The 21,705-nt window shown below is 48.4% G+C and carries 25 protein-coding genes, 1 pseudogene and 1 other annotated feature; of the genes and pseudogenes, 14 read left to right on the top strand and 12 right to left on the bottom strand.

Annotation, left to right across the window (positions count from 1 at the left end; genetic code table 11):
• Positions 1–426: pseudogene (locus A7589_RS18120) on the bottom strand (transposase family protein); the annotation flags it as partial.
• A 36-nt stretch (positions 427–462) separates the two neighbouring features.
• On the opposite strand from A7589_RS18120, the gene A7589_RS18125 reads away from it, so the two are divergent.
• The 4 genes from A7589_RS18125 to A7589_RS18140 all read left to right on the top strand — a co-directional run bounded on the left by A7589_RS18125 (position 463) and on the right by A7589_RS18140 (position 1,510).
• The gene (locus A7589_RS18125; protein WP_235613317.1) at positions 463–636 is read left to right on the top strand and encodes a DUF551 domain-containing protein; all 174 of its coding nucleotides are present in this window, start codon (positions 463–465) and stop codon (positions 634–636) included.
• Between the two features lie 114 nt (positions 637–750).
• Positions 751–1,032 (top strand): Ea8.5 family phage-derived protein, encoded by a 282-nt coding sequence (locus A7589_RS18130; RefSeq protein ID WP_000022062.1) that lies wholly within the window; start codon positions 751–753, stop codon positions 1,030–1,032.
• Between the two features lie 88 nt (positions 1,033–1,120).
• Entirely contained in the window at positions 1,121–1,288 is a 168-nt protein-coding gene (locus tag A7589_RS18135; protein ID WP_032320906.1) for a hypothetical protein, read from the top strand.
• A gap of 30 nt (positions 1,289–1,318) precedes the next feature.
• Positions 1,319–1,510 (top strand): helix-turn-helix transcriptional regulator, encoded by a 192-nt coding sequence (locus A7589_RS18140; protein ID WP_000132739.1) that lies wholly within the window; start codon positions 1,319–1,321, stop codon positions 1,508–1,510.
• Here A7589_RS18140 and A7589_RS18145 read toward each other — a convergent pair.
• Complete coding sequence (locus A7589_RS18145; protein ID WP_108188948.1) at positions 1,491–2,669, bottom strand: tyrosine-type recombinase/integrase; 1,179 nt, start codon at positions 2,667–2,669, stop codon at positions 1,491–1,493. The genes A7589_RS18140 and A7589_RS18145 overlap by 20 nt on opposite strands.
• A gap of 181 nt (positions 2,670–2,850) precedes the next feature.
• Here A7589_RS18145 and sbcB point away from each other — a divergent pair, with 181 nt between their 5' ends.
• Positions 2,851–4,275, top strand: a complete 1,425-nt coding sequence (gene sbcB, locus A7589_RS18150; protein WP_108188949.1) for an exodeoxyribonuclease I — start codon at positions 2,851–2,853, stop codon at positions 4,273–4,275.
• 74 nt (positions 4,276–4,349) lie between these two features.
• Here the strand turns inward: sbcB and plaP are convergent, their stop codons facing one another.
• The 6 genes from plaP to yefM form a co-directional block, all read right to left on the bottom strand.
• Positions 4,350–5,708: a putrescine/proton symporter PlaP gene (gene plaP / locus A7589_RS18155; RefSeq protein WP_000019197.1), complete on the bottom strand. Its 1,359-nt coding sequence runs from the start codon at positions 5,706–5,708 to the stop codon at positions 4,350–4,352.
• Positions 5,698–5,760, bottom strand: coding sequence for a membrane protein YoeI (yoeI, locus tag A7589_RS18160; RefSeq protein WP_105279388.1), 63 nt, complete (start codon positions 5,758–5,760; stop codon positions 5,698–5,700). The genes plaP and yoeI overlap by 11 nt, the downstream gene beginning before the upstream one ends.
• A 214-nt stretch (positions 5,761–5,974) precedes the next feature.
• A complete protein-coding gene (locus tag A7589_RS18165) occupies positions 5,975–6,904 on the bottom strand; it encodes a LysR substrate-binding domain-containing protein (RefSeq protein WP_105282879.1) in 930 nt (309 codons plus the stop codon).
• 45 nt (positions 6,905–6,949) lie between these two features.
• Positions 6,950–7,774 (bottom strand): SDR family oxidoreductase, encoded by an 825-nt coding sequence (locus tag A7589_RS18170; RefSeq protein ID WP_000754742.1) that lies wholly within the window; start codon positions 7,772–7,774, stop codon positions 6,950–6,952.
• A gap of 82 nt (positions 7,775–7,856) precedes the next feature.
• Entirely contained in the window at positions 7,857–8,111 is a 255-nt protein-coding gene (gene yoeB, locus A7589_RS18175; RefSeq protein WP_000767834.1) for a type II toxin-antitoxin system mRNA interferase toxin YoeB, read from the bottom strand.
• Positions 8,108–8,359 (bottom strand): YoeB-YefM toxin-antitoxin system antitoxin YefM, encoded by a 252-nt coding sequence (gene yefM, locus A7589_RS18180; protein ID WP_001259255.1) that lies wholly within the window; start codon positions 8,357–8,359, stop codon positions 8,108–8,110. Before yefM ends, yoeB begins: the two co-directional genes overlap by 4 nt.
• Positions 8,360–8,644: 285 nt before the next feature.
• Between yefM and hisL the strand changes: the two genes are divergently transcribed.
• The 9 genes from hisL (at position 8,645) to hisIE (ending at position 15,874) form a co-directional block, all read left to right on the top strand.
• The gene (hisL, locus tag A7589_RS18185) at positions 8,645–8,695 is read left to right on the top strand and encodes a his operon leader peptide (protein ID WP_001364200.1); all 51 of its coding nucleotides are present in this window, start codon (positions 8,645–8,647) and stop codon (positions 8,693–8,695) included.
• Positions 8,671–8,794, top strand: a sequence feature (His leader region). Its footprint overlaps the gene before it by 25 nt.
• A 46-nt stretch (positions 8,795–8,840) precedes the next feature.
• A complete protein-coding gene (hisG, locus tag A7589_RS18195) occupies positions 8,841–9,740 on the top strand; it encodes an ATP phosphoribosyltransferase (protein WP_000131781.1) in 900 nt (299 codons plus the stop codon).
• A 5-nt stretch (positions 9,741–9,745) separates the two neighbouring features.
• Complete coding sequence (hisD, locus tag A7589_RS18200; RefSeq protein ID WP_000009602.1) at positions 9,746–11,050, top strand: histidinol dehydrogenase; 1,305 nt, start codon at positions 9,746–9,748, stop codon at positions 11,048–11,050.
• Positions 11,047–12,117: a histidinol-phosphate transaminase gene (gene hisC / locus A7589_RS18205; RefSeq protein WP_000108982.1), complete on the top strand. Its 1,071-nt coding sequence runs from the start codon at positions 11,047–11,049 to the stop codon at positions 12,115–12,117. The genes hisD and hisC overlap by 4 nt, the downstream gene beginning before the upstream one ends.
• Positions 12,117–13,184, top strand: coding sequence for a bifunctional histidinol-phosphatase/imidazoleglycerol-phosphate dehydratase HisB (gene hisB / locus A7589_RS18210; RefSeq protein WP_000080096.1), 1,068 nt, complete (start codon positions 12,117–12,119; stop codon positions 13,182–13,184). Before hisC ends, hisB begins: the two co-directional genes overlap by 1 nt.
• Entirely contained in the window at positions 13,184–13,774 is a 591-nt protein-coding gene (hisH, locus tag A7589_RS18215; protein WP_001103560.1) for an imidazole glycerol phosphate synthase subunit HisH, read from the top strand. Before hisB ends, hisH begins: the two co-directional genes overlap by 1 nt.
• Complete coding sequence (hisA, locus tag A7589_RS18220) at positions 13,774–14,511, top strand: 1-(5-phosphoribosyl)-5-[(5-phosphoribosylamino)methylideneamino]imidazole-4-carboxamide isomerase (protein ID WP_000586434.1); 738 nt, start codon at positions 13,774–13,776, stop codon at positions 14,509–14,511. The genes hisH and hisA overlap by 1 nt, the downstream gene beginning before the upstream one ends.
• On the top strand, positions 14,493–15,269 hold the full coding sequence (hisF, locus tag A7589_RS18225; protein ID WP_000880152.1) for an imidazole glycerol phosphate synthase subunit HisF: 777 nt from the start codon (positions 14,493–14,495) through the stop codon (positions 15,267–15,269). Before hisA ends, hisF begins: the two co-directional genes overlap by 19 nt.
• Complete coding sequence (gene hisIE / locus A7589_RS18230; RefSeq protein WP_000954929.1) at positions 15,263–15,874, top strand: bifunctional phosphoribosyl-AMP cyclohydrolase/phosphoribosyl-ATP diphosphatase HisIE; 612 nt, start codon at positions 15,263–15,265, stop codon at positions 15,872–15,874. The genes hisF and hisIE overlap by 7 nt, the downstream gene beginning before the upstream one ends.
• Before the next feature lie 96 nt (positions 15,875–15,970).
• Here the strand turns inward: hisIE and wzzB are convergent, their stop codons facing one another.
• The 4 genes from wzzB to A7589_RS18250 form a co-directional block, all read right to left on the bottom strand.
• Positions 15,971–16,948: an LPS O-antigen chain length determinant protein WzzB gene (gene wzzB / locus A7589_RS18235; protein ID WP_016158499.1), complete on the bottom strand. Its 978-nt coding sequence runs from the start codon at positions 16,946–16,948 to the stop codon at positions 15,971–15,973.
• A 145-nt stretch (positions 16,949–17,093) separates the two neighbouring features.
• Positions 17,094–18,260 (bottom strand): UDP-glucose 6-dehydrogenase, encoded by a 1,167-nt coding sequence (gene ugd / locus A7589_RS18240; RefSeq protein WP_000704899.1) that lies wholly within the window; start codon positions 18,258–18,260, stop codon positions 17,094–17,096.
• A 245-nt stretch (positions 18,261–18,505) separates the two neighbouring features.
• The gene (gene gnd, locus A7589_RS18245) at positions 18,506–19,912 is read right to left on the bottom strand and encodes an NADP-dependent phosphogluconate dehydrogenase (protein ID WP_000043468.1); all 1,407 of its coding nucleotides are present in this window, start codon (positions 19,910–19,912) and stop codon (positions 18,506–18,508) included.
• A gap of 134 nt (positions 19,913–20,046) precedes the next feature.
• Positions 20,047–21,666, bottom strand: coding sequence for an LTA synthase family protein (locus A7589_RS18250; RefSeq protein ID WP_235613318.1), 1,620 nt, complete (start codon positions 21,664–21,666; stop codon positions 20,047–20,049).
• Between the last annotated feature and the right edge of the window lie 39 nt (positions 21,667–21,705).

A 21,705-nucleotide genomic window follows, 5' to 3' on the forward strand; every position in this document is an offset into this window, starting at 1 on the left:
AAACAGACGTATGTCAAGCGCCGGGGACCATGAGCAAGTAACCGTCAGCCACTCCACTGGAGACGCCGGAAGCTCTCTGCCTAAGCGGCGTGCCACTGGTCCCAGCATGTCGTCCTGTACTGTGTCACTGTCTAAGCCTCCCGTTGTGACCGCCCGGTGCAGTGCCTCACGGTCACAGCAGTCCAGCGCGAACGTGACCCGCAGTTTTTCTCCGTTATCACAGCGGAACTCAAACCCGTCAGAGCACCATCGTTGATTGCTTTCTTTCACGGCCACTTTGCCAGTATGTGCCCGTTTCGATGGCGGTACAGCGGGTTTTCGCTCAAGCAACAGCGCATTCTGGCGCATGATCCGGTAAACACGTTTGGCATTGATCGCAGGCATACCATCAAGTTCGGCCTGTCTGCGAAGCAGCGCCCATATCCGGTAACTCCGGATGGTTGGATAAGCTGTAGTGAGCGAATGCCGAACGAAGAAGATGTTTTGGTTTATTGCTCAGACACAAAAGAGCAGATGGTAGGGTTTCACAAAGGTAAAGGGTTATTTCAATTCTTTTACATGAATGGTGTTGAGGGGGTATGTGAGCCGTCACACTGGATGCCACTACCAGAACCGCCTAGATTAAAGGAGCTATAATAGTGAACTATTATATCTATTTGTATTAAAAGAGTTTTTATAAAATAAATCTTCCAAAGCATGTAAAAACACTGTTAATCTTAACGTGTGTGAAACGTGAAGAGAGGTGTTGAAATGAGCATTCATGATTTGTGTGAAGATCAAGAGCAATGGGCTATGCAGACCCTTATGGGATCAGGAGTTCTTGCAAGGTGCAGAATCCATAACGATGTAATTTTAGACAGCGGAAATGATGCTTCTTCTGCTTATAAATTAGGAACTTACCTATATCAAAAAGATAATAGCTGCAACTTATTCAATACTCTTACTGAAGCCCGCGACGCAATAAAGGATGCATATGAATCGTATTGTGGGATTGATGATTGCCCACAATGCTCAAAGTACATTGACGATTAATAATATGAACAAGTAACTATCCTCGCACTCGCGGGGATTTCTTTTATCTGAACTCGCTACGGCGAGTTTTGTTTTATGGAGATGATAAATGCACTTCCGAGTCACAGGTGAATGGAATGGAGAGCCATTCGACAGAGTTATCGAAGCAGAGGACATCAATGACTGCTATAACCACTGGATGATATGGGCGCAGATAGCGCATGCAGACGTAACCAATATTCGAATTGAAGAACTGAAAGAACACCAAACCGCCTGATGGCGGTTTCTTTTTGCCTGGAGAATTAAGATGACCGATACCAGCCTGATTCCTGAGAAAGAAGTGATGAACAAGCTCGGTGTTTCATCACGTCAGACAATCTGGAACTATACCAAACGGCACGGATTTCCGAAGCCAGTCAGAACCCACCCCAAATCATACCTTCGTGAAGCTGTTGAAGGGTGGATTCTTAACGGTGGCGTTAATCAGAAATGCTCCTGATGTGCCAGAACAATTTATCAGCGTGAAGCTCATACGCTTTACGCTGAGCCTCTATCCAGTCGTGTTTATTGTACACGGACATTATCCCGCCAAGTTCATGACCGAGCATTCGCTCAGTGACATGAGGCTCGACATTCATCTCGGACAGACGTGTAACAAGCGTTCTTCTGAAATCATGTGTTCGCCAGTAACCTAGATCCATCCCTCCCCTTATTCTGTTTACGAATCGGTTGGCTGCAGCGATGCTGATCGGTTTGTTTATGTCTTCTCCAGGGAAAATAACATCATTGTACGTTGTCATGGCCTTTTCGAGAAAAGGCTTAATTTGTTCGAAGATTGGACGGCGGATAACGTTACCCATCTTGCTATGCTCTTTCGGTACGGTCCATACGTTGTCCAGCAGGTCAAATTCTGTCTTTGTTGCCAGCCTAAGCTCTGAGAGCCTCGCCCCCCACAGCATAAGCATCTGATGAAGGAGCTTATTTGACGTAGACGCACGGCTTCTTTCAATAGCAAGCCAAATCTTAGCCAGTTCGTGATACGACAGTACCCGATCCCCTACCTCAGCGCGGGAGCCGAAGTCCCTTGGCTGGATGCTCATAATTGCGCAACTATCTATCAACTGACGCCGCATGCACCAACTAATTGCTGATCTTAGTTGACTTAGCACCTGCCTTGCTCGGCGTGGATTATCTTTTTCTTCTTCGGTAAGCAGGTCAACCCATTGCTTAACCGTGATAGAAGATGCCGGTCGATTAGGGAAGGCGTCATGCATGCGCTTCATAACCGTTGATCGGTAAAGTGCCTGGGTCTTTTCTCTGAGAGTTGTAGAGACGTAGTTGTCGAACCAGTAGTCGAGACACTGGGCGACCGTCATGGAGTTATCCACCTTCTCTTCAAAATAAGTGCGTGGATCCGTTCCTGAGAAATAGAGCTTTCGCAAGTCAGCAGTGATCTGTCTGGCATCCTTCAAAGACAGGGATGGGTATCGACCAAGCCCAAGTCGATTAGGCTTGCCATGCCAGCGATAGCGGTACTGGAACTGGATGACCCCCTTCGGTGAAATTCGTACGCTGAGGCCATCAGCATCAGCCACTTCTTGTGGGCCCGAATATGGTTTACCATAAATAGTACGCAGTTTTGTGTCGCTTATAGCCATAAATAATATTTGGTACGCTCAGAAATAATGGTTTGGTACACATCTGGTACACAATATCACATGGACAACAGCGCACAGTAAACAACTATATTTGACGTTCGTAGACATACTCAGGTGAAAAAATGGTTGTTTTTCGAGTTATAACAGACAGTTAATTAACTACAGTGGACAATGCTAGACAATGACAGACACAGATAAACAACCTACCTTCCTCTTTCACGATTATGAAACCTTTGGCACGCACCCTGCGTTAGATCGCCCTGCGCAGTTCGCTGCCATTCGCACCGATAGCGAATTCAATATCATCGGCGAACCAGAGGTTTTTTATTGCAAGCCTGCGGATGATTATTTACCCCAGCCAGGAGCAGTATTAATCACTGGTATTACCCCGCAGGAAGCGCGGGCGAAAGGAGAAAACGAAGCCGCGTTTGCCGCTCGCATTCATTCGCTTTTTACCGTCCCGAAGACCTGTATTCTGGGCTACAACAATGTACGTTTTGATGACGAAGTCACACGCAACGTTTTTTATCGTAATTTCTACGATCCCTACGCCTGGAGTTGGCAGCATGATAACTCTCGCTGGGATCTGCTGGACGTCATGCGTGCCTGTTATGCCCTGCGTCCAGAGGGGATTAACTGGCCTGAAAATGATGACGGTCTACCGAGTTTTCGCCTTGAACATTTAACCAAAGCGAATGGTATTGAACATAGCAACGCCCACGATGCGATGGCTGATGTGTACGCCACTATTGCGATGGCAAAACTGGTAAAAACGCGTCAGCCACGCCTGTTTGATTATCTCTACAGCCATCGCAACAAGCACAAATTGATGGCGTTGATTGATGTGCCACAGATGAAACCACTGGTACACGTTTCCGGTATGTTTGGTGCATGGCGCGGCAATACCAGTTGGGTTGCGCCGCTGGCATGGCATCCTGAAAATCGTAATGCCGTGATTATGGTGGATTTAGCAGGAGATATTTCGCCATTACTGGAACTGGATAGCGACACGCTGCGCGAGCGCCTGTATACCGCGAAAGCCGATCTGGGCGATAACGCCGCCGTTCCGGTTAAGCTGGTGCATATTAATAAATGTCCGGTATTAGCACAGGCGAATACGCTTCGCCCGGAAGACGCCGATCGGCTGGGCATTAATCGCCAGCATTGTCTCGATAACCTGAAAATTCTGCGTGAAAATCCGCAAGTGCGTGAAAAAGTGGTGGCGATCTTTGCTGAAGCCGAACCATTTACGCCTTCAGATAACGTGGATGCCCAGCTTTATAACGGCTTTTTCAGCGACGCCGATCGTGCAGCAATGAAAATTGTACTGGAAACCGAGCCGCGTAATTTACCAGCACTGGATATCACCTTTGTCGATAAACGCATTGAGAAACTGTTGTTCAATTATCGTGCGCGTAACTTCCCAGGAACGCTGGACTACGCCGAACAGCAACGCTGGCTGGAGCACCGTCGCCAGGTCTTCACGCCAGAGTTTTTGCAAGATTATGCTGATGAATTGCAAATGCTGGCACAACAATATGCCGATGATAAAGAGAAAGTGTCGCTGTTAAAGGCGCTTTGGCAGTACGCGGAAGAGATCGTCTGAAAAGAAAAAACCGGAGCGATAAACTCCGGTTTTTAGTGAATTACCGGATGGTTATGCCATCCGGCTTGATAGGATTATGCAACGTCTTCGTACTGCGGAACCGGGTTGCGGAAGCTCTTCGTCACGCAAGCCAGGTAAATCAGACCGATTGCCGCCCAGATCAGCCCCAGAACCATTGAGCTTTCTTCCAGGTTAACCCACAGCGCACCTACAGTCAGAGCACCACACATCGGCAGGAACAGATACTGGAAGTGATCTTTCAGCGTTTTGTTACGCTTCTCACGGATCCAGAACTGCGAAATGACCGACAGGTTAACGAAGGTAAATGCTACCAGCGCACCAAAGTTAATCAGCGCCGTTGCCATTACCAGGTCAAAGTTGATTGCCAGCAGAGCAATCGCGCCAACCAGGATAATGTTCATTGCCGGGGTACGCCATTTCGGGTGTACATAACCGAAGAAGCTTTTCGGGAACACGCCGTCACGACCCATTACGTACATCAGACGCGCTACGCCTGCGTGCGCCGCCATACCGGACGCCAGTACGGTAATGGTGGAGAAAATCAGCGCGCCAACCTGGAACGCTTTACCCGCAACGTACAGCATGATTTCAGGCTGTGACGCATCCGGATCTTTAAAGCGAGAGATATCCGGGAAGTACAGCTGCAGGAAGTAAGTTGCAAAGATGAAGATCATGCCGCCGATCAGCGCGGTCAGGAAAATCGCACGCGGGATCACGCGCTCTGCATCTTTGGTTTCTTCCGACAGGTTGCTGATGCCGTCAAAACCTGTAAAGGAGAAGCACAGGATCGTCGCACCGGTAATCATTGGGATAACATGCGCATCGCCAGACCAGAACGGACGGGTGCTCGCCAGCGTACCAGCGCCTTCACCTTCAAATACGCCGTAAACTACCATGCCCAGAATCACCGCGATCAGCACAACCTGCAACACTACGATTACCGTGTTGAAGTTCGCTACGGATTTCAGACTACGCAGGTTAAAGGCGGTCATAAAGGCCACCAGCGCCACCACAAACATCCACGATGGGATGGAAGGCACCAGGGCTTCAAAATAGATTTTCGCCAACAGAATGTTGATCATCGGCGCGAACAAATAGTCGAGCAGAGAAGACCAACCCACCATAAAGCCAACGGTCGGGCTAATGGATTTCTGGGCGTAAGTGTATGCAGAGCCAGCAGAAGGATAGCGGCGAACCAGCTTCCCGTAGCTCAGAGCCGTAAACAGGATCGCAATTAATGCGAACGCATAGGCTGTCGGCACATGACCATCCGTGAGGCCTGAAACGATACCAAAAGTATCAAACAGCGTCATCGGCTGCATATAGGCAAGACCCATCATTACAACCGGAACTAACGTAAGCGTTTTACGCAATTCCACGCGAGAGGTGTTTGGAGTAACGTTATGCGACATGGTCATTCTCCTTTACGGTGAAAACCGTCGCGTAAGCAAAAAATTGCCCCATTTTTTTGGATTCCTCAGCGACAACAACTGTCGATTTTTAGTAAATATCTATCCGGTACGAAGCCCGGCCTCTTGGTATGAATGATTGGTTTGAAGCAAAAAATAACCGACGCGGATAAAACGTCGGTTTTTAGTCATTTTTTGACAGCGGCGCATTGTGCCTAAATGGGGGGTAAATGACAAGAGAATGAGAGGCTTGTCATAAAATTTTTTATTTAAATGGCTGATTTTCCGTCATCAGATTTTGCATAAACTCCAGCAATCGCACTATTTGCTAAAATCTCATCCCGCCACCATGCGCTGGCAAGCCCTGCGGTCTGTTCGTTCCAGCCAATCCAGACCGGTTCAAAAAGAGTCTGGGCGACCACTTTCTTCTCAATTAACGCGCCACTATCGAGAAAACGTTGCGCCAGATAGCGGGGTAAATAGCCACAACCAAGACCGCTGATTTGTAGCTCCAGCTTGGTTTTAAAATCGAATACGGTTATGGCTTCTTGTTCGTCGAGTATTTGCGAGGCTGTGGACGCGGCTGCCTGTGCCGTGTCGCCTACCACTATTGCCCGGTATCGTTTAATAACTCGTCGGTTTAACGGTTCTTCTTCCAGTGCTAACGGATGATGGGGTGCCACAGCGAAAACTTGCTCCAGATCACCCAGACGAGAAAAGCCAAATTCGCTGGAGGACGGCGGCTCATGCATCGCGCCGACAATAATATCCGCCCTCCCCTGAGTCAGCGCCTCCCAGGAACCACCGAGCACGCCATTGATAAATTTCAACCGCGTCACGCTGTGATGTTGATAAAAGATTTCAATGAGCGGCGCAAGCAGAGAAAAAGGAAACGTATCATCTACCCCAATCACCAGCTCGTTTTCCCAGCCTTCATGAAGTTTGATCGCCTGCTTTTCCAGTTCATGAACAGTGTGGAGTATTTCCCGCCCTTTCTCTAATAGCATTTTTCCGGTACGGGTGAATTTAGCGCGGTGTCCGCTACGATCGAGTAATTGAATATTAAGGTCGCTTTCCAGCTTGTGAACGGTATAACTCAGAGCGGACGGCGTCTTGTAGAGTTTGGCCGACGCCGCCGCAAAACTGCCTTCCTTTTCTAAGGCATCGAGGATCATCAACACATCCAGCAGTGGTTTCATACACGCCCCCTTGCAGTGTATGCGGCGTCCTGCTGGCGTGATCGTTTACTCCAGCGGCATTACCAGCGGATCGGGATACTGGTATTCAAATCCCAGTTCATTGCAAATCCGACTGCCATCAATAATTTTACCCTTACCGCTGTCCAGACTGTTTCTGAACTGCGGGGGTTCCAGCCCCAATAAACGAGCCATCTGTGGATAGAAAACATTGCGCGCAGGGTGAGCTGGCGCACATATATTATAGATGTGTCCGCCTTTAGGTGCCTGTAACAACAGGGTGATAGCGCCAATAACATCTTCCTGGTGGACTAAATTAACACCGTGCTCACCGTCAGGCGCGGTTTTTCCGGCAAAGAAGCGTCCGGGATGGCGCCCTGGTCCGACCAGACCCGCAAGACGCAGAATATCGACCGAAGTACCGGGTAAATTGTGCAGCCAGTCTTCGAGTTCTTCTAATACTCGTCCACTATTGGTCACCGGATTACGCGGGGTAGTTTCTTTCACAGTGCCTTGTGCGTCGCCATAGACAGACGTTGAGCTGGTAAAGATAATGCGGGGAATACGATGAGCCAGCGCGCTATCCACCAGCTCTTGCACAGCTTGTAAATAGAACTCATCGCCGGGGCCACTGCGACGTGCAGGAAGCGTAATGACCAGCGCATCGGCATCCATCAGGGCATCCAGATCGTCAGAATCACAAACTAACTCAGGCTCCATACGAAGCAGATAGCTATCAATCCCGCTCATTCGAGCCGCTTCGACGCCATCTTGTGTGGTTTTACTCCCGGTGACCTGCCAGCCTCGCGCTGAAAGTGACATCGCCAGCGGCATACCTAACCACCCTAACCCGACAATTGCGACCTTTTTCATCCGTTTTCTCCTGATACACCTTAGATCTATAAGGCTACGCCAGCGTATCAAAACTGACAATTCATTCTATGAATGAATCTCTTCAATAATGATAACGACAGGCTGCAATGAGCAGTGAATCGTCAGTAACCGCGTATACCAGACGATGCTCCTCTGTAATGCGTCGGGACCAGAAGCCTGACAAATTAGGTTTCAGGGGTTCTGGCTTCCCCTTACCTTCAAATGGCGTTCTGCGGGTATCTTTGATAAGTTCAGTGATCTTTTTAACAATTCGCTTATCTGTTTCCTGCCAGTACAGATAATCATCCCATGATTCCTCAGACCAGATGAGTTTCACTCAATAATGTCCTTTTCCGTTCCTTTGCCTGATTTCAGGCTATCGATTGAGTCCATCAATCTCCGGGCGTTAGCGGGGGAGCGCAGTAGATAAGCTGTCTCTTCCAGGGAGTTGTATTCTTCGAGTGACATCAGAACACAAGCCTCACCATTCTGACGAGTAATAAGGATCGGAGCATGATCTTCAACGGCTTTCATCATTGTTGCCGACAAATTCTGACGCGCTTCGCTGTAGCTAATTGTACGCATATCAACCTCCTCTTTTGTACAGTTCATTGTACAATGATGAGTGGCAATTAACTATTTATTAATTAGCCTGCAGATCAAGGCATTGGTCAGTGAAAAGAAAACTCCCAGGCTTCGCTATTTTTGGTGCCGTCAGGTTAGAGGACAGCCCTCTTAGCCCCCTCCTTTCCCCGCTCATTCATTAAACAAATCTATCGTCACAAAATATATAAAAAAGCCCTTGCTTTCTAAGGTGAAAGTGGTTTAGGTTAAAAGGCATCAGTTGAATAAACATTCACAGAGAATTTTATGACACGCGTTCAATTTAAACACCACCATCATCACCATCATCCTGACTAGTCTTTCAGGCGATGTGTGCTGGAAGACATTCAGATCTTCCAGTGGTGCATGAACGCATGAGAAAGCCCCCGGAAGATCATCTTCCGGGGGCTTTTTTATTGCGCGGTTGATAACGATTCAGACAGGTTTAAAGAGGAAGAAGAAAATGACAGACAACACTCGTTTACGCATAGCTATGCAGAAATCCGGCCGTTTAAGTGATGACTCGCGCGAATTGCTGGCGCGCTGTGGCATTAAAATTAATCTTCACACCCAGCGCCTGATCGCAATGGCTGAAAACATGCCGATTGATATTCTGCGGGTGCGTGACGACGACATTCCAGGTCTGGTGATGGACGGCGTAGTTGACCTCGGGATTATTGGCGAAAACGTGCTGGAAGAAGAGCTGCTTAACCGCCGCGCCCAGGGTGAAGATCCGCGCTACTTTACCCTGCGTCGTCTCGATTTCGGCGGCTGCCGCCTTTCGCTGGCAACGCCAGTTGATGAAGCCTGGGACGGCCCGCTCTCCTTAAACGGTAAACGTATTGCCACCTCTTATCCTCACCTGCTCAAACGTTATCTCGACCAGAAAGGTATCTCTTTTAAATCCTGCTTACTGAACGGTTCTGTCGAAGTCGCCCCGCGCGCCGGACTGGCGGATGCGATTTGCGATCTGGTTTCCACCGGTGCCACGCTGGAAGCTAACGGCCTGCGCGAAGTCGAAGTTATCTACCGCTCGAAAGCCTGCCTGATCCAGCGCGATGGCGAAATGGAAGAATCCAAACAGCAACTGATCGACAAACTGCTGACCCGTATTCAGGGAGTGATCCAGGCGCGCGAATCAAAATACATCATGATGCACGCACCGACCGAACGTCTGGATGATGTCATCGCCCTGCTGCCAGGTGCTGAACGCCCAACTATTTTACCGCTGGCGGGTGACCAACAGCGCGTAGCGATGCACATGGTCAGCAGCGAAACTCTGTTCTGGGAAACCATGGAAAAACTGAAGGAACTGGGCGCCAGCTCGATTCTGGTTCTGCCAATTGAGAAGATGATGGAGTAATAGCCATGAGCTTTAACACAATCATTGACTGGAATAGCTGTACTGCGGAACAACAACGCCAGCTGTTAATGCGCCCGGCGATCTCCGCCTCTGAAAGCATCACCCGTACCGTCCGTGAAATTTTAGATAACGTGAAAGCACGCGGCGATGATGCCCTGCGGGAATACAGCGCGAAGTTTGATAAAACCACGGTTACCGCACTGAAAGTTTCTGCAGAGGAAATTGCCGCAGCCTGCGAACGCCTGAGCGACGAGCTGAAACAGGCAATGGCGGTGGCAGTAAAGAATATTGAAACCTTCCACACTGCGCAAAAACTGCCTCCGGTAGATGTCGAAACTCAACCAGGCGTGCGTTGCCAGCAGGTCACGCGCCCGGTGGCTTCGGTTGGTTTGTATATTCCTGGCGGCTCCGCCCCGCTCTTCTCAACCGTATTAATGCTGGCGACTCCGGCGCGTATTGCAGGCTGTAATAAAGTTGTGCTGTGCTCACCGCCGCCGATTGCCGATGAGATCCTTTACGCGGCGCAACTGTGTGGCGTGCAGGACGTGTTTAACGTCGGCGGCGCTCAGGCCATTGCCGCGCTGGCGTTCGGTACAGAATCCGTGCCAAAAGTGGACAAAATTTTCGGGCCTGGTAACTCCTTTGTGACAGAAGCAAAACGCCAGGTGAGCCAGCGTCTGGACGGTGCGGCGATCGATATGCCCGCAGGCCCGTCGGAAGTGCTGGTGATTGCTGACAGCGGCGCAACACCGGATTTTGTCGCCTCTGATTTGCTCTCCCAGGCAGAACACGGCCCGGACTCGCAGGTGATTTTACTGACGCCCGATGTTGATATGGCGCGTCGCGTTGCCGAAGCCGTCGAACGCCAGTTGGCAGAACTGCCGCGTGCCGAAACCGCCCGCCAGGCACTGAGCGCCAGTCGCCTGATCGTGACCAACGATTTAGCGCAGTGCGTAGAGATCTCCAACCAGTACGGCCCGGAGCACCTGATCATTCAGACCCGCAACGCCCGTGAACTGGTCGATGGCATCACCAGTGCCGGTTCGGTATTTCTTGGTGACTGGTCACCGGAATCGGCGGGCGACTACGCCTCCGGCACCAATCACGTGCTGCCGACTTACGGTTACACCGCCACCTGTTCCAGTCTCGGCCTGGCGGATTTCCAGAAGCGCATGACCGTGCAAGAACTGTCAAAAGAAGGGTTTTCCGCGCTGGCTTCAACCATTGAAACACTGGCCGCCGCCGAGCGCCTGACCGCCCACAAAAATGCCGTTACTTTGCGTGTTAACGCCCTGAAGGAGCAAGCATGAGCACCGTGACTATTACCGATTTAGCGCGTGAAAACGTCCGCAACCTGACGCCGTATCAGTCGGCGCGTCGTCTGGGCGGTAACGGCGATGTCTGGCTGAACGCCAACGAATATCCCACAGCCGTCGAGTTTCAGCTTACTCAGCAAACGCTCAACCGTTACCCGGAATGTCAGCCGAAAGCGGTCATTGAAAATTATGCACAGTATGCAGGCGTGAAACCGGAACAGGTGCTGGTTAGCCGTGGCGCGGACGAAGGTATTGAACTGCTGATTCGCGCTTTTTGCGAACCGGGCAAAGGCGCCATCCTCTACTGCCCGCCAACGTACGGCATGTACAGCGTCAGCGCCGAAACCATTGGCGTCGAGTGCCGCACGGTGCCGACGCTGGAAAACTGGCAACTGGACTTGCAGGGGATTTCCGACAAGCTGGACGGCGTAAAAGTGGTCTACGTTTGCAGCCCCAACAACCCAACCGGGCAACTGATCAACCCGCAGGATTTTCGCACGTTGCTGGAGTTAACTCGCGGTAAGGCAATTGTGGTTGCTGATGAAGCCTATATTGAATTTTGTCCGCAGGCATCGCTGGCGGGCTGGCTGGCGGAATATCCACATCTGGCTATTTTGCGTACCCTTTCGAAAGCTTTCGCTCTGGCGGGGCTTCGTTGCGGGTTTACGCTGGCAAATGAAGAAGTCATCAACCTGTTAATGAAAGTGATCGCCCCCTACCCGCTCTCGACGCCGGTTGCCGACATTGCCGCACAGGCGTTAAGCACGCAGGGAATCGTCGCCATGCGCGAACGGGTGGCGCAAATTATTGCAGAACGCGAATATCTGATTGCCGCTCTGAAAGAAATCCCCTGCGTGGAGCAAGTTTTCGACTCCGAAACCAACTACATTCTGGCGCGCTTTAAAGCCTCCAGTGCGGTGTTTAAATCTTTGTGGGATCAGGGCATTATCTTACGTGATCAGAATAAACAACCCTCTTTAAGCGGCTGCCTGCGAATTACCGTCGGAACCCGTGAAGAAAGCCAGCGCGTCATTGACGCCTTACGTGCGGAGCAAGTTTGATGAGTCAGAAGTATCTTTTTATCGATCGCGATGGAACCCTGATTAGCGAGCCGCCGAGTGATTTTCAGGTGGATCGTTTTGACAAACTCGCCTTTGAACCAGGCGTGATCCCGGAACTGCTGAAGCTGCAAAAAGCGGGCTACAAGCTGGTGATGATCACCAATCAGGATGGTCTGGGGACGCAAAGTTTCCCGCAGGCGGATTTCGATGGCCCGCACAATCTGATGATGCAGATCTTCACCTCGCAAGGTGTACAGTTTGATGAAGTGCTGATTTGCCCGCACCTGCCCGCAGATGAGTGCGACTGCCGCAAGCCGAAAGTAAAACTGGTGGAGCGTTACCTGGCTGAACAAGCAATGGATCGTGCCAACAGTTATGTGATTGGCGATCGCGCGACCGATATTCAACTCGCAGAAAACATGGGTATTAATGGCTTACGCTACGACCGCGAAACCCTGAACTGGCCGATGATTGGCGAACAACTCACCAGACGTGATCGTTACGCTCATGTGGTACGCAACACCAAAGAGACGCAGATTGACGTTCAGGTGTGGCTGGATCGCGAAGGTGGCAGCAAGATTAACACCGGCGTTGGCTTCTTTGATCACATGCTGGATCAGATTGCCACCCACGGCGGCTTCCGTATGGAAATCAACGTCAAAGGCGACCTCTATATCGACGATCACCACACCGTCGAAGATACCGGCCTGGCGCTGGGCGAAGCATTAAAAATTGCCCTTGGTGACAAACGCGGTATTTGCCGCTTTGGTTTTGTCCTGCCGATGGATGAATGCCTTGCCCGCTGCGCGCTGGATATCTCAGGTCGCCCGCACCTGGAATATAAAGCCGAGTTTACCTACCAGCGCGTGGGCGATCTCAGCACTGAAATGATCGAACACTTCTTCCGTTCGCTCTCATACACCATGGGCGTGACGCTGCACCTGAAAACCAAAGGTAAAAACGATCACCACCGTGTAGAGAGTCTCTTTAAAGCCTTTGGTCGTACCCTGCGCCAGGCCATCCGCGTGGAAGGCGACACCCTGCCCTCGTCGAAAGGAGTGCTGTGATGAACGTGGTGATCCTTGATACCGGCTGCGCCAATCTGAACTCAGTGAAGTCAGCCATTGCGCGTCACGGCTATGAACCGAAAGTCAGCCGTGACCCGGACGTAGTGTTGCTGGCCGATAAACTTTTTTTACCCGGCGTCGGCACTGCACAAGCGGCGATGGATCAGGTGCGTGAGCGCGAACTGTTTGATCTCATCAAGGCCTGTACCCAACCGGTGCTGGGCATCTGCTTAGGAATGCAACTACTGGGACGACGCAGCGAAGAGAGCAACGGCGTCGATTTGCTGGGCATCATCGACGAAGATGTACCGAAAATGACCGACTTTGGTCTGCCGCTGCCGCATATGGGCTGGAATCGCGTTTACCCGCAGGCGGGCAACCGTCTTTTTCAGGGAATTGAAGACGGCGCGTACTTTTACTTTGTTCACAGCTACGCAATGCCGGTCAATCCGTGGACCATCGCCCAGTGTAACTACGGCGAACCGTTCACCGCTGCGGTACAAAAAGATAACTTCTACGGCGTGCAGTTCCACCCGGAGCGTTCTGGTGCCGCTGGCGCTAAGTTGCTGAAAAACTTCCTGGAGATGTAATGATTATTCCAGCATTAGATTTAATCGACGGCACCGTGGTGCGTCTCCATCAGGGCGATTACGGCAAACAGCGTGATTACGGTAACGACCCGCTGCCGCGCTTACAGGATTACGCCGCGCAGGGTGCCGAAGTGCTGCACCTGGTGGATCTGACCGGGGCAAAAGATCCGGCTAAACGCCAAATCCCCCTGATTAAAACGCTGGTCGCAGGCGTTAACGTTCCTGTGCAGGTTGGCGGCGGCGTGCGTAGCGAAGAAGACGTGGCAGCATTACTGGAAGCAGGCGTTGCGCGCGTCGTAGTCGGCTCCACCGCAGTGAAATCACCCGACATGGTGAAAGGCTGGTTTGAACGCTTCGGTGCCGATGCGCTGGTGCTGGCGCTGGATGTACGCATTGACGAGCAAGGCAACAAACAGGTGGCAGTGAGCGGCTGGCAAGAGAACTCGGGCGTTTCACTGGAACAACTGGTGGAAACCTATCTGCCCGTCGGCCTAAAACATGTGCTGTGTACCGATATCTCGCGCGACGGCACGCTGGCCGGCTCAAACGTCTCTTTATATGAAGAAGTATGCGCCAGATATCCGCAGGTGGCATTTCAGTCCTCCGGCGGCATTGGCGACATTGATGATGTCGCGGCTCTGCGTGGTACTGGTGTGCGCGGCGTAATAGTTGGCCGGGCATTACTGGAAGGTAAATTCACCGTGAAGGAGGCCATCTCATGCTGGCAAAACGCATAATCCCGTGTCTCGACGTTCGTGATGGTCAGGTGGTGAAAGGCGTACAGTTTCGCAACCATGAAATCATTGGCGATATCGTGCCGCTGGCAAAACGCTACGCCGAAGAAGGCGCTGACGAGCTGGTGTTCTACGATATCACCGCTTCCAGCGATGGACGTGTGGTAGATAAAAGCTGGGTATCTCGCGTGGCGGAAGTGATCGACATTCCGTTCTGTGTGGCGGGTGGGATTAAGTCTCTGGATGACGCCGCGAAAATTCTTTCCTTTGGCGCGGATAAAATTTCCATCAACTCCCCTGCGCTGGCAGACCCAACATTAATTACTCGCCTGGCGGATCGCTTTGGCGTGCAATGTATTGTGGTCGGTATTGATACCTGGTACGACGCTGAAACCGGTAAATATCATGTGAATCAATATACCGGCGATGAAAACCGCACCCGCGTCACTCAATGGGAAACGCTCGACTGGGTACAGGAAGTTCAAAAACGCGGTGCCGGAGAAATCGTTCTTAATATGATGAATCAGGACGGCGTGCGTAACGGTTACGACCTCGAACAACTGAAAAAAGTGCGTGAAGTTTGCCACGTCCCGCTGATTGCCTCCGGTGGCGCGGGCATTATGGAACACTTCCTCGAAGCCTTCCGCGATGCCGACGTTGACGGCGCGCTGGCAGCGTCCGTATTCCACAAACAAATAATCAATATTGGTGAATTAAAAGCGTACCTGGCAACACAGGGCGTGGAGATCAGGATATGTTAACAGAACAACAACGTCGCGAACTGGACTGGGAAAAAACCGACGGGATGATGCCAGTGATTGTGCAACACGCGGTATCCGGCGAAGTGTTAATGCTGGGCTACATGAACCCGGAAGCCTTAGACAAAACCATCGAAAGCGGCAAAGTCACTTTCTTCTCGCGCACTAAGCAGCGACTGTGGACCAAAGGCGAAACGTCGGGCAATTTCCTCAACGTAGTGAGCATTGCGCCGGACTGCGACAACGACACACTACTGGTGCTGGCGAATCCCATCGGCCCAACCTGCCACAAAGGCACAAGTAGTTGCTTCGGCAACACCGCTCACCAGTGGCTGTTCCTGTATCAACTGGAACAACTGCTCGCCGAGCGCAAATCTGCCGATCCGGAAACCTCCTACACCGCCAAACTGTATGCCAGCGGCACCAAGCGCATTGCGCAGAAAGTGGGCGAAGAAGGCGTGGAAACCGCACTGGCCGCGACGGTACATGACCGCTTTGAACTGACCAACGAAGCATCTGATTTGATGTATCATCTGCTGGTATTGTTGCAGGATCAGGATCTGGATTTAACGACAGTGATTGAGAACTTACGCAAGCGGCATCAGTGAATTGGGGCTGACTGGATGTGATGTTTTTGTCACATCCAGCAACAAAAAACGGGCACGGTGTCACCACTCTGCCCGTTTTCTTTAAAGCTAAAAAGATTATTTCGCGTTGTAATTGCGCAGCGCATTACGCCCCAGCACAATCCCCGCGCCAACCATACCGCCCAGCAGCACAGCCAGAATCAGTGTGATGGCCTTTTTCGGGCTATCGCGACGAATTGGCAGTGTGGGTTTCATAACGTAACGGTAGGCATTTATATCAAGATCATCAACCTTCAGGCTTTCGATATCCAAAAGGTTTTGACGAGTCTGGTAGTAGCCAGGAGAGAAAACCAGCGGACGGGTCGCTTCATGCTTGATCATCGATTCCAGTGCATCACTCCCCAGAAGGAACAACGTATCCTGCGTTACGTCTTCGGTCTGTTGAATCTGTGGCTTTGCCAACTGCGCCTGATTCGCATATTGCAACGCTTCCTGAATCTGGCGGATACGCAGATCTTTTTGCTCCTGTGCCACCACTTCTTGCGTTTTCAAAGAGTCTTTCAGGTTTTTCATACCCAAAGCAATATTATCTTTCAGGTCCTTTTCCAGCTCTTTATTCACCTGGTCATCAACCTGTTGAATATATTCAGCCAGCTTCTTCTGTGCGTCCGCCGCAGTTTGCCCGACATAAGAAACAGCTAACGGTAACGGCTGGTTTTTAACAGAAGGCTCAATGGTCAGTTTTTCTGGTTCTTCCTGATTATCCAGCGTTTCAGCTAATGCAGAGAAGGCAGAACTGAAGCGACCAATTAACGCCTCCTGTAAATCCGACACTTTCGGTGCTGCCTGACCATAGATAACATTCATGGCATTGTTATAGCCAGCAATTTGCCCCACATCTGGCTGAGTAACAATGGCTGTCGACGTCCATTTCTCTTTCGCGACCGCCAGATATCCGATAGCCAGAGCGATTGCCACAATAACAGTGATGAAGATTGTCACCTTCCCACGCCACAACTGCATCAGTAAATCAATTAAATCAATCTGTTCCGGGTCATGGTTATGCCCAGGAATATTATTATTTTCAACTCTCATCATTACCCTAACAGACGGAAAATTTCAGGTCGCCATAGTTTAGCGATAATCTGTATGAATGCCATAGGAGTAACAATAAAAATACTGAATTACTCCACGAGCATTAAATGACGTGTGTACAGAAAACCATCATGGTAACAATAGGTTAGTCACTACCGAAAAGATCACGGGTATAGACCTTATTTGCTACATCCTTAAGCTCTTCAGACATACGATTAGAAATGATGACATCAGCCTGTTGCTTAAACGTTGTGAGGTCACGTTCCAGTCGCGAGTTGAAGAACGATTCTTCCTTCATCACTGGTTCATAAATGATAACTTCAACACCCTTAGCTTTGATCCGTTTCATAATCCCCTGAATGGACGAAGCGCGGAAGTTATCCGAACCACTCTTCATTATCAGACGATATATTCCAACTACTTTAGGTTTGCGCGACAAGATAGCATCGGCGATGAAGTCTTTCCGGGTACGATTAGCCTCAACGATGGCAGAGATAATATTATTGGGAACAGACTGATAGTTTGCCAACAGCTGCTTAGTATCTTTCGGTAGACAGTAGCCACCGTAACCAAATGATGGATTGTTGTAGTGGTTGCCGATGCGTGGATCAAGACAAACGCCTTCAATAATTTGACGTGTGTTCAATCCTAAACTTTCTGCATAGCTATCCAGTTCATTAAAGTACGCCACACGCATCGCGAGATAGGTATTAGCAAAAAGTTTAATTGCTTCAGCTTCTGTTGAATCAGTAAACAGGGTTGGAATATTTTGTTTGATTGCCCCTTCCTGTAATAACGCGGCAAAACGCTCTGCACGTTCAGAACGTTCGCCGATCACGATACGAGAAGGATGAAGATTATCGTAAAGGGCTTTACCTTCGCGAAGGAATTCTGGGGAGAAAATAATATTTTCGGTGTGGTATTTCTTATGCATAGCGGCGGTAAAACCTACCGGAACCGTGGATTTGATAACCATTACCGCCTGGGGATTTATCTCTGTTACATCTTTAATTACTGATTCTACGCTGGATGTATTGAAATAATTAGTTTTAGGATCATAGTCAGTCGGAGTTGCGATAATCACATAATCTGTATTCCGGTAAGCTTCATTTTTATCTAAAGTGGCATTAAAGCATATTTTATCTGATTGCAAATACTGCTGAATCTCTTTGTCAACAATAGGAGATATCCTATCATTCAGCATTGCGACTCGTGACGGTAAAATATCTAATGCGACAACTTCATGATTTTGTGCGATTAAAAGCCCATTTGAAAGGCCTACATAGCCGGTACCGGAAATGGTGATTTTCATTTCATGCTCTCAGAATTAACTTAACTATGAATCATGATGTTTTTAGCATCCTGATAAGAGTTAAAAGTTTTAACGCTACGGTGATGAGTGGTCAACGCAACGAAAAACAATTCAGATTTTCTTTATAAGAATAGCTAATATTTATTAAGTTAATATTAAGCAATGAAATTTAGTCTATAAGATTTATGGCAAAAAAAAGCCCAGCGATAAATGCCGGGCCTTAGTTTATTACTGATTAAATCAGATTAATCCAACCATTCGGTGTGGAATACACCTTCTTTATCAATGCGTTTATAAGTATGCGCACCGAAATAGTCACGCTGTGCCTGGATCAGATTCGCAGGCAATACTGCGGCACGGTAGCTGTCGTAATAGGCAACCGCAGCGGCGAAGGTCGGAACCGGGATACCGTTCTGTACCGCATAGGCTACTACATCACGCAATGCCTGCTGGTAGTCGTCGGCAATTTGTTTGAAGTACGGAGCCAGCAGCAGGTTAGCGATCTTCGGATTTTCAGCGTAAGCATCAGTGATTTTCTGCAGGAACTGAGCGCGGATGATACAGCCAGCACGGAAGATCTTCGCGATTTCACCATAGTTCAGATCCCAGTTGTACTCTTCAGATGCGGCACGTAGCTGTGAGAAGCCCTGAGCGTAAGAAACAATCTTACCCAGATAAAGCGCACGACGAACTTTCTCAATGAATTCAGCTTTGTCGCCTGCAGGTTGTGCTTGCGGACCGGACAGTACTTTAGACGCCGCAACACGCTGCTCTTTGAGAGAAGAGATGTAACGTGCAAACACTGATTCAGTGATCAGTGACAGAGGCTCACCGAGATCCAGCGCACTCTGGCTGGTCCACTTACCAGTACCTTTGTTAGCTGCCTCATCCAGAATCACATCGACCAGGTAGTTACCGTCTTCATCTTTTTTGGTGAAGATATCTTTAGTGATGTCGATCAGATAGCTGCTCAGCTCACCGTTATTCCACTCAGTGAAAGTCTGTGCCAGTTCTTCGTTGGAAAGGTTCAGCCCACCTTTCAGCAGAGAATAGGCTTCCGCGATCAGCTGCATATCGCCGTATTCAATACCGTTGTGAACCATTTTTACGTAGTGACCTGCACCGTCGGCACCAATATAGGTAACACACGGTTCACCATCTTCAGCTACGGCAGCAATTTTGGTGAGGATTGGCGCAACCAGTTCATAGGCTTCTTTCTGACCACCAGGCATGATGGAAGGCCCTTTCAGCGCGCCCTCTTCACCACCGGAAACACCAGTACCGATGAAATTAAAACCTTCTGCGGAAAGCTCACGGTTGCGACGAATGGTGTCCTGGAAGAAAGTATTACCACCATCAATGATGATGTCGCCTTTATCGAGGTATGGTTTCAAGGAATCAATAGCAGCATCCGTGCCTGCACCTGCTTTCACCATTAACAGGATGCGACGAGGCGTTTCAAGAGATTCAACAAACTCTTTCACCGTATAGTAAGGAACCAGTTTTTTGCCTGGATTTTCAGCAATAACTTCTTCCGTCTTTTCACGGGAACGGTTGAAAATAGAGACGGTATAACCACGGCTTTCGATGTTGAGCGCAAGGTTGCGCCCCATCACAGCCATACCGACGACGCCAATCTGTTGCTTTGACATTGTTTACTCCTGTCAGGGGTGGTCACCGCGGGGTTGCGGCTTATTTAAGATAAAGAATAGCTTAATTTATATCTTATTTTACAGTCATATTTTTCATAACTAGGGCATCGATTGTTTCTTACCCAATTATCTACTTATCCACTGATATTATAAAAACGTTCAGCAAATTTTATTAATTCACTATCACTATTATTTGGTATTAGTTCAACATGATTTTCTTTGCTTGTAATGAAATAGTCACTACCAATAGCAGAAAGATGTGAAAATGGCGATGTGCATTCCTTATCAAAAAGAGAACATCCCAAAAAATAGTTCATTGAATACTGAATCCCTAACATGTGCAATATTGTTGGCGCAAAGCTTAATGAATTTTTACCGTCTGCATCCAAAATTTCAGGAGTGATATCTCCTCCAATAACCAGAAATGGTATTTCGCCTACAAAGTAACGAGAATCGCTATTAAATGCTTTTTTATATTCTGTCGAAGGAAATGTTGAATGATCTGACGTTATTATTAATAATGTATTATTATAAAATGAACTACGCCGAAAGAAGTCAACAAATTTCCCTAACTGAAAATCATAGTTATAGAATTTATTGTAGAGCGGGTTGTTACCATCAAAATATTTTTCATTTGGACTATCTTGACCATGATGAGTACCAGATGGATAGACACCAATAAAGAAGTGTTCTTTTTTATTTTCCTGAGAACGTAAAAAATATTGCAGTGCATTAAATGTTTGCTTATCCGTCATTCTGTCTCGTTGGTAACCAATAAAATCACCCATACCAAGAACTTTATCAAAATTGAGTGTCTTCAACATTGTATTGAGTGGGCTATTTTTTTCGGTGGAAGCTATAAAATAACTTTTATAGCCATACTCTTTTAATATATCCGGTAAAGATGTTTGACGGTGAAGGTAAATATTATTAATTTCTGTGTTAGATAATTGTGCAATACCTGTACCAGCGTCAGTTAAACCATCCCGAAATTGATAACCCGAAGTTAACTGGCCTCTTAACCCTCGAAAGGTTGCAGCCGTATGGTTATAATAATTTTTAAAACTTAGTGCTTCAGTAGATAACTTATTTAAATTAGGTGTAACTGAAAATGCTCCTGGTTTGGCGTTGCCCATAATTTCAGATGAAAATCCCTCAGTAAATATTACAATAACATTACGACCTTTGAAATTGTAGTTATTTTCTATAGGGTTAATAAAAACACTTGTTTTTAAAAAAGATTTCCCTGCATCTCCGATCTTCTTACTAGGCTTAAAGGTTTGCTGTAAATAGAACAATTTTGCCGTTTCATAAAAAGCATATACTGGTCCCGCACTTATGAAAGAACACACAAGCAATAATACTATACAGAGAAGGTTAAACTTATAATATTTAATACGCTCGATTAGAGCACCTGAAGGCATTGTAATGAATGAAACTATAACAAATAAAATAAAAACAAAAAAAACTTTAATTACCTCACCAATACCCAGGGATTCAATTTCTGCAGCATTCGACAAGGCAAGAGGCATCAAATATTGTCCTGAACTAAATAGCGACGCTGCCTGCACACCTAAAATGCAAAGATAAATTCCCCATAAAATATTACTTACAAACTTTCTCTTTATCAGAAAGATTGCCACACTTGTAAATGTGTATTCAATAGTAAATAAAAAAACACAATCCGCCCTTCCAGAGTAAAGTAAAATACTCAAAAAAATACAGAAAGGTAAAATTATTCTAATAATACTCATAAAGTTCATGTTGGGTTAAACCATTTTATTTGAAATTTT

This window comes from Escherichia sp. MOD1-EC6475 (assembly GCF_003046645.1).
In the GTDB taxonomy this organism is placed as follows: domain Bacteria; phylum Pseudomonadota; class Gammaproteobacteria; order Enterobacterales; family Enterobacteriaceae; genus Escherichia; species Escherichia ruysiae.